Here is a 15,034-nt window from a genome sequence, read left to right as displayed (position 1 = left end):
GGATAACAACCTTAATCTTCCTCGATTTGGAGGTCCCTGACAAATTTATTCAACTGTTAAAGTGTCAACTTGTTTTTGAACCATCCCTTGAATTGAAACCCAATTAGCCCTATCATACCACGCCACCGCTACAAAAAATCGTAAAAAAACTACAAAAAATCGTACTCTTTTCGGCCAGCACTATACGAAGCAAGCCGGATTTGCGCGTTCCTGGGTTCTATGGCCTCAAAAACACCCGGCAGATTGTCTCCACCCGGCGGGTGAGCCAATTCAACTTCCTTGAAGGAACCTCTCAACTTCCTTGAAGGAACCTCTCAACTTCCTTGAAGGAACTTCTCAACTTCCTTGAAGGAACTTCTCAACTTCCTTGAAGGAACTTCTCAACTTCCTTGAAGGAAATTTTTTTCCCCTTCAAGGAAACCAACTATTTCTTTGAAAGAAGTTGAGACTACCCCTGGAGCGCGAAACTTATTCCGCTTTTTGGCAGAGGCAGAATGAATGCACTCCTTCAACTGATTTGAAACACACCCCTTTGAAAGTAATGGCCTGACTGGGCCATTGATGGGCGGCTTTGTATCAAGCTTGATAATATCTTCTTACAAGTGTATCATTAATCATCACCAACCACTCTTTTGCTGTTTCACTACCCAACACATCCATTGAGGTTGGGTTGAATGGCTTCATCAATCTGCCCGGATTTATGTTGGGTTTCGCCGTGGTTACATAGTTAACTGATGGCGGTGGGGTGACAAAGCTTGTTTTGTCACCCCACCGGTTACCATTTAACCACTACCCAAAAACATTAACTCAACAACCGTCTTAACGCTTACCGGAGGTCAAGCCATGCCTCTTAACATCGCCCTTGTCCTGGCCATTCTGGCCGTAGCCCTGCTCCTGTTTGTCACCGAAAAACTGCGCGCGGACCTGGTGGCCCTGTTGGTGCTGGGCAGCCTGGCCCTCACCGGCCTGGTTACGCCAACCCAGGCCCTCTCCGGTTTCAGCAACCCGGCCGTAGTCACGGTGTGGGCCGTGTTCATTCTCAGCGGCGCGCTCTACCGCACCGGCGTGGCTAACCTGATTGGCCGCCAGGTGCTGCGCCTGGCCGGGCAAAACGAGGCCCAACTCCTGGCCGTCATTATGCTCACCGCCGGGGGTATGTCGGCTTTTATGAACAACGTGGGCGTGGCCGCCCTGCTGCTGCCGGTAGTAATGGATATTGCCCGGCAAACAAACCGCGCCCCCTCCAAACTCCTCATGCCCCTGGCCTTTGGCTCGCTCCTGGGCGGGCTGACCACCCTCATCGGCACGCCGCCCAATATTCTGGTCAGCAACGCCCTCCGCGCCTCCGGCCTGCCCGCCTTTGGCCTTTTTGACTACACCCCCGTTGGCCTGGCCGTCATGCTGGGCGGCGTGGCCTTTATGGTCCTCATCGGCCGCCACCTCCTGCCGGAAAAAGATATTGCCAAAGAAACCGCCACCGCCCCGCCCGCCCAACCGGGCCTGTTTCACAACCTGACAGAACGATTATTCGTGGTCCGCCTGCCCGCCGATTCCGCCCTGGTGGGCAAAACCCTGGCCAACAGCCGGTTACGCTCGGCCCTGGGCCTAAACGTAATTGGCATCATCAAAAACAACCACACCCAACTATCGCCCCCGCCCCACACCCTGCTTAAACCCGGCGATAAACTGCTGGTTGAAGGAAAAACCGAACAATTGGCTAACCTGCGCGGCCGCCGCCTGCTCTTGCCCAACAACCTGCCGGCCAACCCGGAAGTCTCACGCGAAATTGAAGTGGCCGAAGTCTCCCTCTCACCCCGTTCCGCGCTGTTGGGCCAAACCCTGGCCCAGATCAATTTTCGACGCCGTTTTGGCCTTAACGCCCTGGCCATCCGGCGGCAGGGCCGGCTCCACCGGGCCAACCTGCCCTCCATCCCCCTCCAAGCGGGCGATACCCTCCTGGTGCAGGGGCCGCGTCTTCGGCTTCACCAACTTCGGGAGACCGCCGATTTTTTGGTGTCCGAGGCCGAAGCGGCCGAAGTGTACCCCCTACACGAACGGCTCATTGTGGTGCACGTGCCCCCGGATTCCGCCCTGGCCGGTAAAACCCTGGCCGACACCCACCTGGGCGACGCCTTTGACCTGACCGTTTTGGGCATTATCCGCCGGGGAGACACGCTCTTGGTGCCCCCGCCCGCCACCACTCTTCTGGCCGGAGATACGCTCCTGATTGAGGGCAACCCGGCAGACCTGACCGCGCTCACGGGCCTGCAAGACCTGGAAATAGACCGGGAAACGCCCCTGGCCATGGAAGACCTGCAATCAGAACAGGTGGGCCTCATCGAAGTGGTGCTCTCGCCCTACACCGCCCTGGCCGGCAAAACCCTGCGCCAGCTCCGCTTTAGAGAGCGATACGGCTTAAGCGTGCTGGCCATCTGGCGACAGGGCCAGGTGTGCCGCACCAACCTGCCGGAGGTAAACCTGGAATTGGGCGACGCCCTGTTGCTCTACGGGCCGCGCGAAAAATTCAAAATACTGGGTCAGGAGCCGGATTTTTTGGTTCTTACCGAAGCGGCCCAGGAGGTTATGCAGGTGCGCAAAGCGCCGCTGGCCGCGCTGGTGTTGGGCGCGGTGCTATTGGTGGTGGTATTGGGCTGGCTGCCAATTGCCGTTGCCGCCGTGCTGGGGGCCACAATCATGGTCCTGGCCGGCTGCTTAACCATGGAAGAAGCTTACCGTTTTATAGAGTGGAAAGCGGTTTTTCTGATCGCCGGCATGCTGCCCCTGGGCATTGCCATGCAAAACAGCGGGGCGGCCCAATTTCTGGCCAATGGTTTGATCGCCCTGGTGGGGGGCTGGGGCGTGGGGGCCATGCTGGCCGGTTTATTTATCTTGACCACCCTGGCGGCCCAGGTAATGCCCACCGCCGCCGTCGCCGTGCTCATGGCCCCCATTGCCCTTACCACGGCGCGCGACCTGCAAGTATCCCCTTACGCCCTGAGCATGATCGTGGCGGTGTCGGCCTCGGCCAGCTTTCTCAGCCCCATTGCCCACCCGGCCAATATCCTCACCATGGGCCCCGGCGGCTATCGTTTTACCGACTATCTGCGGGTGGGCATTCCGCTCACCATCGTGGTTTTGGTCATCACCCTGCTGGTGCTGCCAATCTTTTGGCCCGTTTACCCGTAGGGCTAAAAACCCTGCAACTCGCTAAAATCGGCGTGCCCTTTGGTCAAATCCCGGATATCCTGCAACAGGGCCAGCCGATTTTGCTTAACGGTTTCATCCTCATCCATCACCAATACCTCGTCAAAAAAGGCATTAATGGGCTTGACCAAAACTTCCCGGAGCGCGGTCACCACCTCGGCCATAGTGGCGGCAGGCCCCAGGCCGGCCCGGGTTTTTTGGTAAGCGGCGTATAATGTTTTTTCGGCCGGTTCCTGAAAACGCTCCGGCCGCATGGTATAACGCTCGGCCACCGGCCGCACAATGCGCGCGCAGCGGGCAAAAGCGTTCAGCGTGTCCGCCCAATCCGGCCGGGTCACGGCCGCCGCCAAATCTTGGGCCGCCAGCAGGGCCGGCCAGGGATTATGGCCGCGCTCAAGCAACACGGCCTGCACCACGTCGTGGGGTAAAGCGTATTGCTCGCGCAGCACCCCCTCCAGCCGGCGTTGGATAAAAGCCGCGGTCTCGGCCAGGGAATCGGCGGGAACCTCAAGAGGCTGCCGGGCCGCCGCCAATGCCAGCCCGGCGCCCAGATCAAAGTCTGTTTCCGTTTCCAGCAAAATGGTCACCAACGACAAAGCGTCCCGCCGCAAAGCAAAGGGGTCGGCTGAGCCGGTAGGCGCTTTGCCCACTGCAAATAAGCCGCACAAGCTATCCAGCCGGTTGGCCAGGTTAAGGGCCAGGCCCGGCCGGCTGAGCGTATGGCCGGGCAGGCGGGTTTGAGGATAATAGTGCTCCACAATGGCCGCGGCCACAGCCGCGGGTTCGCCGGAACGTTTGGCGTACTCGTAACCCATCACCCCCTGCAAACTGGTCAACTCCACCACCATACTGGTGGCCAGGTCGGCTTTGCACAGGTGAGCGGCCCGTTCAACGGTGTCCAGCTCGCCGGCGCTCAAATGCAGCCGCTCGCCAATTTGCGGGGCCAGGCTTTCCAGCCGTTTGCTTTTGTCCAACATCGAGCCAAGCTGTTCCTGAAACGTCAGCGTATCCAGTCGGGGCAAAAACGCTTCCAGGGGTTTTTCCGTGTCGCTCTTAAAGAAAAATTCGGCATCGGCGTAACGGGCGCGGATGACGCCCTCATTGCCGCGCCGCACCACGTCAAGGTGCTCGGCGCCCCCATTGCGCACGGCTATAAAATAGGGCAGCAGCGCGCCCGCCGGGTCCAGCACGGGAAAATAACGCTGGTGTTTTTTCATCACCGTCACCAACACAGCCGGGGGCAGGGCCAGGTATTTTTCTTCAAAACGGCCCAAAAAGGCCGCGGGCTGCTCCACCAGGTGCGTCACCTCGGCCAGCAGGTCCGGGTCGTCCGGCGTGGACCCGCCCGCTTCCGCGGCCATAGCCTGGAGTTGTTTTTTTATTTCGGCCCGGCGGGTCTGGGGGTCAACCATGATCCGCTGCGCCTGCATCACGGCCGGGTAATCGGCGGCGGCGGCAATCTCCACTTTGGGCGAGCCGGCGGGGCGCGGGCCGCGCGTGGTCCGCCCGCCGGCCAAACCGGCGTAGGCAAACGGCACCACCGCCTCCCCCCACAAGGCCACCAGCCAGCGGATGGGGCGGCTGTAATTGGTTTTGGCTACCTCTTCGCCCACCTGGGCCGAGGCCAGCCAGCGCATAGACTTGCCAAAATTGATCCCGCGGATAAAGCCGGGCAGGGCCTCGGCCAGCACCTCGGGGGTGGGGCGGCCCGGCGTGCGCACCAAGGCCACCACGTATTGGCCGCCGTCCATATCCCGGATCTCCAATTCCGACACAGCCACGCCCTTGCTTCGGGCAAAACCCTGAGCCGCTTTGGTGGGCTTGCCCTCGGCGTCAAAGGCAATGCGGGCCGCGGGGCCGCGCGCCGCTTCGGCCAGGTCGCGCTGGCGCGGGGCCAGGTTGTTCACCAAAACGGCCAGGCGGCGCGGCGTGCCCGTCACCTGCACGTCGCCGTGGTCCAGGCGCAAATCGGCCAAAAATTGGGGCGCGGCCCGGTTGAGGTAAGCCAGAGCGCCGGCCACATCGGCCGCGGGCAATTCTTCAGAACCAATTTCCAATAGAAACGTTTGCGCAAATTCGGTTTGGCCGGCGGCCGGCGGGCCGGGGTCGAGGGTTTCCGGTTTGGGCATATATTCCAGCAGCGGAAAGCCCACCGCTTCCCGCTGGCTCACAAACGCCCGGGCCACCCGGTGCGACATGCGGCGCATGCGGGCAAAATAAGCGGCTCGCTCGGTAACGCCAATGGCGCCGCGCGTGTCTAAAATGTTAAACGTGTGGGAACACTTTAGCACGTAATCGTGGGCCGGCGCCACCAAACCTTTTTCCAAACAGCGTTGGCACTCGGCTTCATAAAAGTTATAAGCCGCCACCAAACCGTCCACATCGGCCACATTAAAATTGTAGTCGCAATATTCAATTTCTTGGCGCAGTAAAATGTCGCCATAGGTTTGGCCGCCATCCCAAACAATATGCCACACACTGTCTACATTTTGCAGGTACATGGCAATGCGTTCCAGGCCGTAGGTCAGTTCCACGGCCACCGGGTCCAGGCTAAAACCGCCGGATTGCTGAAAGTACGTGTACTGGCTGATCTCCATGCCATCCAGCCACACCTCCCAGCCCAGGCCCCAGGCGCCCAGGGCCGGGCTTTCCCAGTTATCCTCCACAAAACGGATGTCGTGTTCTGCAAGCTTAAGGCCAATGGCCTCCAGGCTGCCCAGGTAAAGTTCTTGCGGGTTGCCGGGGTCGGGTTTTAGGATAACCTGGAACTGGTGGTGCATTTGCATGCGGTTGGGGTTATCGCCAAAGCGGCCGTCGTCGGGCCTAAACGATGGTTCAACGTAAGCAATGGCCCAGGGTTCCGGCCCCAGCACGCGCAGGGTGGTGCCGGGGTTGGCCGTGCCCGCACCCACCGTTTCGTGCCAGGGCTGCCAGATCAACGCGCCCCGGTTGGCCCAGTATTGTTGCAGGGTCATAATGATTTGTTGGAAATTGAGGGGAGTGGTCATGGTTTTTGTATTCAAAGTGCCTTTCTTAATTTTTGAACAATATCCAGAAGAATTTCTGCCAGCATAATGTTTTTCGAGCGAGACTCCGGGGATTTCTCGGCCTATGGCCTCGAAATAACATTAAGGTGAGCAGTTCCCTTTTCTCTGTGTTCACCGGTGGCATCTGTGTCCCGTTACGCCTTACGTTTTAGTTTTCTGATAAAATCAACACTCTTAAGCTGGCGTTCCAGCACAAAGGTGATGTAGCCCAACAAAAGTTGCTCCACCTGTTGTTGCGTGTGGGGGGCCAGTTGCAGCCGCGCCGCCTTTTCCCACGGCTCTGTTTGCAAAAAACGCAGCACCTTTAACACCGGCAGAGCAACCGGCTGCGCGTGGGGCCGCACCGGGCCATGCTCCGGGCAGAGCATGCCGCCGTCGGCGGAATGAAAATAGTTTTCAACCGGCTCCAGGGCCTTGTTACAGGCCACGCAAAAAAAGAGTTGGGGCTGGTAGCCGGCCAGGCTCAGCAGGCGCACCTCAAAATAACGCAGGGTAATAAAGGGATCGTCGCTGTGGCCCAGGTGGGCCAGGGTAACGGCCAATAACTCAAACAAAGGCTGGTTGGGATCATGCTCTTCGGTAAAACGGTCCACCAGTTCGGCCAGGTAATAAGCGTGGCCGGTTTTGTCCAGGTCGTCGCGCAAGTGGCGATAGGGTTCTACAATTTCGGCCTGGGAGATAATGTCCCAGGTGCGGCCCTGGGCCACCAACATGTCGGTGAGCATAAACAATTCCACATGGCCGGCCTTCCGGCTGGTGGTTTTGCGCACCCCTTTGGCCAGCAGGCGCAGTTTGCCCCGCTCCGGGGTAAATACCGTGAGCAGCCGGTCGGCTTCGCCAAAATCGGCGCGGCGCAGGATAAGGGCGTCGGTGCGGTAGAGACGGTCGGTCATAAAGCGGGATTATACCCCCAACCGGCGGAATGTGCGAACACAGGCAACGACGAACGACCAACGACGGGCGTATGTAGAGGCTGGGGGAGGCTCTTGGCGGCATGTTGTTTCGAGGAACGAAGTGACGAGAAATCTCCTCAGACTCTGCTCAAACCGAACATTTTAAGGGGATTTCTCGTTCCGCTACAGCTGTTACGCTTCCTACGCTCCACTCGAAGCAACCGTGTTCAGTTTTGTTATTGCCCTGTCCCTATCGCCAATATTTTGAGATGCACCCCTGTTCTGTTTAAACCGGGGGTTGACACTACCCGTTTTCTGTGCTATGATGCCTGCAACATATTGCAGGCGGCAAGGTGTGGCCTTGCCATCTGGTCAGAAAGAAAAAATGCCAAACAGAATTTGTCCCTCTCTTAAAAGTCAAACCCATGGGCAAGCAGTGGCTCAAACGCAGCAAAGTTTGGGCCATGTTTGGTTTTGGTTTACAACGCTCGCAGTTGTTTTTGCGGGCGTTTTTTATTTTTGGGGCTATTATTGGGCTAACCTGGGGCGCGTTCTGACCGGAGACTAAGGTAGAGTACTTTAGTAATCACAGGGCGCGACCCCTTAGAGGTTGCGCCCTTTTTATTTTTGCCAAAAACAGGAGAAGGGATAAAAAATGATTATTATCATGAAAATGAACACAGAACAAAAGAATATAGAGGCAGTGGTGGCCCGGGTGGAAAAACAGGGCTTCAAAACCCACCTGTCAACGGGCGAGGAGCGGACCATTATTGGCGTTATTGGCGACGAACGCAGCCTGGACCGGGGCGCTATCAGCCGGATGGACGGCGTTGACCGGGTAGTGCCGGTGCTGCGCCCTTTTAAACTGGCCAGCCGGGATTTTCAGCCGGAAGACTCAAAAATTTCCATCAACGGCCATGTATTTGGCGATAAAAAGGTGATTGTGATGGCCGGGCCTTGTTCGGTGGAAAGCCTGGAACAGATGCGCCAAACCGCTGTGGCCGTTAAAGAGTGCGGCGCGCACCTGCTGCGGGGCGGCGCCTTTAAGCCGCGCAGTTCGCCCTATAGTTTCCAGGGTATGGGCGAAGCAGGGCTTAAAATCTTGGCCCAGGTGCGCCAGGAAACCGGCTTGCACGTTATTACCGAAGTGATGGCCCCGGAGCAGGTAAACCTGGTAGCCGAATATGCCGACGTGCTGCAAATTGGCACGCGCAATATGCAAAACTATGCCCTGCTCAATGCGGTGGGGCAAAGTAACAAACCCGTTTTGCTGAAACGGGGGATGATGAGTACCATTGAGGAATTGCTGATGAGCGCCGAGTACATTATGTCTAACGGCAATCATAAAGTGATCTTGTGCGAGCGGGGCATTCGCACCTTTGAAAAATACACCCGCAACACCCTCGATATCAATGCCGTGCCCGTGTTAAAAGAATTGACCCATTTGCCGGTAGTGGTTGACCCCAGCCACGCGACCGGCAAATGGACGTTGGTTAAAGCAGCCAGCAAAGCGGCGGTAGCCGCCGGTGCGGATGGCCTCATCATCGAAGTCCATCCCAACCCGGCCGAGGCGCTCAGCGATGGCGAGCAGTCGCTCAAACCCCACCGCTTTGCAGAATTAATGGCCGAAGTGAAGCGGGTGGCAGAAGCGGTTGGCAGAACCATCTAATGGAGGTGTGTTTTCGAACCTGATTTTAATTTAAAAAATACTCGGATAACCATTGTTGGCCTGGGTTTAATGGGCGGCTCGCTGGCGCTGGCCTTAAAAGAACAAAACCTCTGCCAAGAAGTAACGGCCCTGGTGCGGCGCCAAACAGCCGCCCGTGAAGCTGCCCGGATGGGGGTGGTTGACCGGGCCACCACCAACCCGGCTAAGGCTTTACGCGACGCCGATCTGATAGTGTTTTCTACGCCGGTGCGGATCATCATTTGCCAACTGGCCGAGTTTGCGCCCTATTACAAACCCGGCGCGGTCATTACCGATATGGGCAGCACCAAACAGGAAATTGTGCAGGCTATGGCGGCCTTGCCCCATGGTGTCCACCCCCTGGGTTCTCATCCCATGTGCGGCAAAGAGCGGAGCGGTTTGAGCGCCGCAGACCCCTCGCTCTTTCAGGACGCTCCCTGGATTTTGACGCCCCTGGACCGCACCCCGCCCCAGGCCACGCGCCTGGTGCAAAATTTGGCGGCGGCCATCGGCGCCAAAACCCAATTCCTGGCGGCCGATCGCCACGACAGGTTGGTGGCTGCGATTAGCCACTTGCCCTACACCCTGGCCGCAGCGCTGGTATTGTCTGTTCAACAGCTGGCCGGGGACGACCCGGCGGTGTGGGACGTGGCCGCTTCCGGCTTTAGAGACACGTCTCGCCTGGCCGCTTCCGACGTGACCATGATGCTGGATATTTTATTGACCAACCGGGCCGCCGTTCAACAAACGGTCGCCGTTGTCCAATCCTACCTTGACCAATTTGTCCGGGCGCTGCAAAACGAAGACCACGAAACCCTGCGGGCTTTAATGGAACGGGCGGCAGCGCGGCGAAGCGCAATGTATAAATTGAAAGGACCTTCAAATTGAAACTGGTGATCCATCCGGCAAACGCCTTAAAAGGCAGCGTAACGCTGCCCGGCGACAAATCCATCTCTCATCGCGCCCTTATGCTGGGGGCTATGGCCCAGGGTACCACTGTGGCCCATAACTGGCTGGAGGCAGGCGTTACCGCGCCAATGGTGGAATGTCTGCAAGCTTTGGGCATTACCGTTGAAGTGGCCTCCACCGGCGCGGGGCGGGCCACTTTAACCGTGCATGGGCGGGGGCTGCGGGGATTCAGCCCGCCGGCCACACCCCTGTTTTGCGGCGGTTCAGCCGCCACCATGCGCCTGTTAATGGGCTTGCTGGCCACCCAGCCTTTTACGGCCATCCTTGACGGGCATGAGGGGTTGCGCCGCCGCCCTATGGAACGGATTGCCGGGCCGCTGCGCCAAATGGGGGCAACCGTAAAAACCACCAACGGCCACGCGCCTATCACCATCGCCGGGAATCGTTTAACCACTCTTGACTACGCCATGCCGGTGGCCAGCGCCCAGTTGCAAACTGCGCTGCTGCTGGCCGCGCTCGGCGCTGAAGGCCGGATGGTGCTGCGCCAGCCCGGCCCGGCCCGCGACCATACCCTGCGTTTATTGCAAGGCATGGGCGCAAACATAACCGAGCAGGGGGGCGTGATCACGTTTAGCCCGGCGGGATTTTCTTTGCAGCCGCTCCGGTTTACCGTTCCCGGCGACATGTCGTCTGCCGCGTTTTTAATGGTGGCGGGCCTCATTGTGCCAAACAGCGAGATCAAGCTGGCAGGAGTCAACACTAATCCGACCCGGGCCGGTTTGCTGGAAATTTTGCAAACAATGGGCGGCCTCATAAAGGTAATAAACGAGCAGATCACCGCCGGCGAGCCGGTGGCCGATTTAGGGGTAACCGCCGGTTCTCTCCGGGGCGTAGCGGTCCGCGGCGAAGTGGTGGTGCGGATGATTGACGAATTTCCCGTGTTCGCGGTGGCTGCCTTACAAGCCAGCGGCAAAACCCTGGTGCGCGACGCCGCCGAACTGCGGGCCAAAGAGAGCGACCGCATTAAAGCAGTGGTGGAGGAATTTAACAAACTGGGCGCCAAAATCACGCCTCATCCTGCTGGGTTTGAGATTGACGGTCCCCAACCGTTTAAGGGCGCCGCCGTCCACAGCCACGGCGACCACCGCCTGGCGATGTCGTTGGCCATTGCCGGGTTGGTAGCCCAGGGCAAAACCGTGGTTGAAGATGCCGAAGCCTTAAACGAGAGTTTCCCCGGTTTTGCAGAAACCTTGCAGGCATTAGGCGCAAACGTGGAGTGGGTTGAATAAAAATGAAGGGCCAACCGATTACGGGCAAAACTTCTGTGGTAGGGGTGCTGGGCTGGCCGGTGGAACATAGCCTTAGCCCGGCTATGCACAATGCCGCTTTTGCCGAAATGGGCCTGGATTGGGCTTACGTTCCTCTGCCGGTTCAGCCGGGCGATGTGGAGCAGGCGCTCAAGGGATTGCTCGCCCTCAATTTTGTGGGAAGCAATGTGACCGTGCCGCACAAACAGGCGGTGATGCGCTACATGGACGAGTTGAGTGACGCGGCTCAGATCACGGGCGCGGTCAATACCATTCACCTGCGGGATGGCAAATTCATTGGTTCCAATACCGACCCCGCCGGTTTTTTGAATTCCTTGCACGAAGCCGGTTGTTGGCCGCGGGGGCTGCGGGCGGCGGTGTTAGGCGCGGGCGGCGCGGCGCGGGCGGTAGTGTTTGCCCTGGCCCAGGCTGAAGTTGGCGCGGTGGTAGTGTTCAATCGCACGGCCGAGCGGGCCGCCTTTTTGGTTGACGACCTGGCCGACGTTTTTCCCGATAGTCGCTTGAGTTTTGAGGCCCTGACCAGGGAAACCTTGCTAAAGTTGGGGAACCGGGTTGACCTGGTGGTGAACACTACTTCGGTGGGCATGTATCCCCAGGTTGATACCTGCCCTTGGTTGGAAGATGTACCCATGCCCGGCAACGCCTTTTTTTATGATCTGGTTTACAACCCCCTGGAAACCGTTTTTTTGGCGCGCGCCCGCGCCGCCGGGGCCACGGCCGTTGACGGTTTGGGCATGTTGGTCCACCAGGGGGCGTTGTCTTTTGAAACATGGACCGGCCGGCAGGCCCCCCTCCAGGTGATGCGGCGGGCCTGTTTGCAGGGTTTGGGGATAAAGAAAGAATCAATTTTCTAAAAAGGACAAAAGATGGAAATTTTAGGCGGCCCCTTGTTTGCCGTGGCCGGAGCGGGCGAGTCCCATGGCCCGGCCATCACCACAATTATTTTTGGCTGCCCGCCGGGCTTGCGTCTCTCGCGGCAAGAGGTGCAAAAGTATCTGGACCGCCGCCGGCCCGGCAGCAGCAAACACGGCACGCCTCGCCATGAAAGCGACAAAATGGTTTTTCTGGCGGGCCTTTACGCCGAGGGCGCGTTGGACCGGCTTTTGGCCGGGCCGGAGATCCGAGTTCGGGTTGATGGTCAAGAGCACCAAACCGAAACGTACGAAGAAGGTTACACCACCGGCGAACCGATTGCGGCTATTGTGCTTTCAACCTCCCCAAAATCCCGGCACTACCAACAATTTGCCGGGCCTACCGGCGAGGTCCGGCCCGGCCATACCGACCTGGTGAAATACTACCAGTCAAAAGGCTTTGTGGACATCCGGGGCGGGGGCCGTTCCAGTTACCGCTCCACCATTTCCGACGTGATTGGCGGCTCAATTGCCCGTATTTTTCTCAAAGAATACTTTGGCACGGCCATCCTCTCTTCCATTTGCCAGGTGGGGCCGCTCAAAACATCGCTGAGCTTGGCCGACCATTTTACCCGGCTTGTCCGCGAGTCTCAAAATTGGCAAATACCCGGCCATGAACTTGAACAAATTGAGCAAAAGTTGGCCGACGTCGAAATCCACACCCTTGACGCCGATTTTGCCCGCGCCGCCGCCGCGTTGATCAAGGAAACCCGCCAGCAAGGCGACTCGGTGGGCGCGGCGGTGGAGGTGGTGGCAGTGAATGTGCCGCCTTTGGTGGGAGACCCCCTGTACCAGAGTTTGAAGCTGCGGCTGATGGGCGCCCTGGGCGGCTTGAACGCCGCCCAATTCTGCGAAATCGGCGACGGGGCCGCGGTGATTGCCCGGCGGGGCAGCGAAAACAACGACCCTATTCGCCGGGCCGGGTATCAGGCCAACAGCCACGGGGGGGTGTTGGGCGGCATTACCACCGGCATGCCGCTGGTGTGCCGGGTGGGTTTTAAACCAACTTCTACCATTATTAAACCGCAATTGTCTGTGCGTAAAAACCTGGAAGAGATTGACTTTATGGTCAAAAAGGGCCGGCACGACCCCTGTGTGGGAGTCCGGGCCGGGGTGACCCTGGAATCGCGGCTGGCCATTGAGTTGATGAACGCGGTGTTGCTGCACCAGGCCCGGCAAGTTGACGGGGAGAATTTTAAGTTGTTTTAGGAGAATGAGTCACCATGAATCAAATGAGCATTGCTGAGCAAGTGCACCTGCTCATGCAAGGCGCCGAATACGGCGACGAGCAAACCAAAGCCAACATGGCCGCCGAACTGCGCGAACGGCTGATTGAGTCGGAGCGGGAGAAGCGCCCCTTGCGGGTGTATTGTGGCTACGACCCGCGCACCTCGGATTTGCACATTGGCCATACCATCACCATGCGCAAACTGCGCCAGTTTCAGGAGTTGGGGCACGAAGTGACGTTTCTCATTGGCAGTTATACCAGCCTGGTGGGCGACCCCAGCGACAAGGATAAGACCCGCCCGGTGCTGACCGAGGCGGAAGTGGAGAAGAATGCTCAAACCTATACCCGGCAAGCTTTCAAAATATTGGACCCGGCAAAAACGCAGGTGCGCCACAACGGTGAATGGTTGTGTAAATTGAGCTTGCTTGAACTGATTCAGCTGGGTCAAAATTTTACGGTGCAGCAATTCCTGGCCCGGGAGAATTTTGCCAAACGCCTGGAACAGAATGAACCTATCTTTCTTCATGAAACCTTTTATGCCCTCATGCAGGGTTACGATGCGGTGGCCCAGCAAACCGATGTGCAAGTGGGCGGCGCCGACCAGCTTTTTAATATCCTGGCGGCGGGGCGCAAATTGCAAACGGCCATGGGGCAGAAGCCGCAAGTGGCGATTATCATGGGTCTGCTGCCCGGCACGGACGGGGTGGTCAAAATGTCTAAAAGCCTGGGCAATCATATTCCTATTTTGGCTTCCCCGGAGGATATGTACGGCAAAGTGATGAGTCTCCCGGATTTTGCTATGCCCATTTATTTCAAATTGGCCACCCGCTATTCCCCGGCGCAGGTGGCCCAGGTGGAGGCTGCTCTGGCGAATGGCTCCCGGCATCCCCGGAACGTAAAGATGGAACTGGCCCGGGAGATTGTGGCCATTTTCCACGGCAACAAAGCGGCGGCGGAAGCGGAAGAACATTTTGTGCGCGTTTTTCAAGAGCGACAACTGCCGGAAGAGATGCCTGATTTTGGGCTGGCCCATCCCACCAACATTGTGGACCTACTGACCCAGGCCGGCCTGGCCTCCAGCAAAAGCGAAGCCCGCCGTTTAATTCAGCAAGGCGGGGTTCGGGTTGACGGGCAACGGGTAGAGAGCATCGAAAGGGTGGTGGAGCCTGGGATCGGAACGATTATCCAGGTGGGGAAGCGAAAATTTTTGCGTTTGAAATGATGACCCGAAAACCAGAAAAAGAGCTGCCCAATATCATCCTGACCGGCTTTATGGGAGTGGGCAAATCCACCATTGGCCGCCTGGTGGCGGCTGAACTGGGGCGTGACTTTGTGGACATGGACCACCTCATTGAAGAGCGAGAAGGCCGGACGATCAATCAAATTTTTGCCGATGAGGGAGAAGCTTATTTCCGGCAGTTGGAAGCCAACCTGTGCCGGGAGCTGGCTGCGCAACAGGGTTTGGTGATTGCTACCGGCGGCGGCACGTTGGTATCGGCAGAGAATTTGCGGGTGATGGAGCAGAGCGGGCTGGTGGTTTGTTTGGATTGCAATTCCGCCGTGCTCTGGCAGCGCATCGGCCAGAGCCAGGATAGGCCCATGCTGGCCGCCCGCGACCAGGCGCGTTTTGCCCGCTTGGCCGCGCTCCTAGAACAACGTAGCCCTGCCTATAGCCGCATCGCCCATCATCTGGATGTTACCGGCTTTTCAGCCAAAGAAAACGCTCAGCAAATTTGCGCGTTGGCCCGCCAGATATTTGCGGCATAATGTTGGTTGAGCTTGTCGAAATCTACGGTCTTCGACAGGCGTTAGCCCTGAAATTTTGAG

Annotated in this window: 11 protein-coding genes; 9 read left to right on the top strand and 2 right to left on the bottom strand. The window is 58.3% G+C overall.

Annotation, left to right across the window (positions count from 1 at the left end):
- Window positions 1-843 precede the first annotated feature (843 nt).
- Complete coding sequence (locus JW953_19205; GenBank protein MBN1994834.1) at window positions 844-3,186, top strand: SLC13 family permease; 2,343 nt, start codon at window positions 844-846, stop codon at window positions 3,184-3,186.
- Between the two features lie 2 nt (window positions 3,187-3,188).
- On the opposite strand, the gene JW953_19200 is transcribed toward JW953_19205, so the two are convergent.
- Window positions 3,189-6,227, bottom strand: coding sequence for a glycine--tRNA ligase subunit beta (locus tag JW953_19200; protein MBN1994833.1), 3,039 nt, complete (start codon window positions 6,225-6,227; stop codon window positions 3,189-3,191).
- Between the two features lie 158 nt (window positions 6,228-6,385).
- On the bottom strand, window positions 6,386-7,144 hold the full coding sequence (gene recO / locus JW953_19195) for a DNA repair protein RecO (protein MBN1994832.1): 759 nt from the start codon (window positions 7,142-7,144) through the stop codon (window positions 6,386-6,388).
- A 353-nt stretch (window positions 7,145-7,497) separates the two neighbouring features.
- Here recO and JW953_19190 point away from each other — a divergent pair, with 353 nt between their 5' ends.
- The 8 genes from JW953_19190 (at window position 7,498) to JW953_19155 (ending at window position 14,974) form a co-directional block, all read left to right on the top strand.
- Window positions 7,498-7,701, top strand: coding sequence for a hypothetical protein (locus tag JW953_19190; GenBank protein ID MBN1994831.1), 204 nt, complete (start codon window positions 7,498-7,500; stop codon window positions 7,699-7,701).
- 98 nt (window positions 7,702-7,799) lie between these two features.
- The gene (aroF, locus tag JW953_19185; GenBank protein MBN1994830.1) at window positions 7,800-8,813 is read left to right on the top strand and encodes a 3-deoxy-7-phosphoheptulonate synthase; all 1,014 of its coding nucleotides are present in this window, start codon (window positions 7,800-7,802) and stop codon (window positions 8,811-8,813) included.
- 69 nt (window positions 8,814-8,882) lie between these two features.
- A complete protein-coding gene (locus JW953_19180) occupies window positions 8,883-9,719 on the top strand; it encodes a prephenate dehydrogenase/arogenate dehydrogenase family protein (protein ID MBN1994829.1) in 837 nt (278 codons plus the stop codon).
- Window positions 9,720-9,727: 8 nt separating this feature from the next.
- On the top strand, window positions 9,728-11,029 hold the full coding sequence (aroA, locus tag JW953_19175; GenBank protein ID MBN1994828.1) for a 3-phosphoshikimate 1-carboxyvinyltransferase: 1,302 nt from the start codon (window positions 9,728-9,730) through the stop codon (window positions 11,027-11,029).
- Between the two features lie 2 nt (window positions 11,030-11,031).
- Window positions 11,032-11,922 carry a shikimate dehydrogenase gene (locus JW953_19170; GenBank protein ID MBN1994827.1) on the top strand — a complete coding sequence of 297 codons (891 nt, stop codon included), beginning with the start codon at window positions 11,032-11,034 and terminating at the stop codon, window positions 11,920-11,922.
- Between the two features lie 12 nt (window positions 11,923-11,934).
- A complete protein-coding gene (locus tag JW953_19165; GenBank protein ID MBN1994826.1) occupies window positions 11,935-13,188 on the top strand; it encodes a chorismate synthase in 1,254 nt (417 codons plus the stop codon).
- A gap of 14 nt (window positions 13,189-13,202) precedes the next feature.
- Window positions 13,203-14,429 (top strand): tyrosine--tRNA ligase, encoded by a 1,227-nt coding sequence (locus JW953_19160; protein ID MBN1994825.1) that lies wholly within the window; start codon window positions 13,203-13,205, stop codon window positions 14,427-14,429.
- The gene (locus JW953_19155; GenBank protein MBN1994824.1) at window positions 14,426-14,974 is read left to right on the top strand and encodes a shikimate kinase; all 549 of its coding nucleotides are present in this window, start codon (window positions 14,426-14,428) and stop codon (window positions 14,972-14,974) included. The genes JW953_19160 and JW953_19155 overlap by 4 nt, the downstream gene beginning before the upstream one ends.
- Window positions 14,975-15,034: the final 60 nt, after the last annotated feature.

The sequence above is a fragment of the Anaerolineae bacterium genome (genome assembly GCA_016931895.1).
Classification (GTDB): domain Bacteria; phylum Chloroflexota; class Anaerolineae; order 4572-78; family J111; genus JAFGNV01.
The sequence above is the reverse complement of the archived record's forward strand: the minus strand, read 5'-3'. Positions and strand labels throughout refer to the sequence as shown.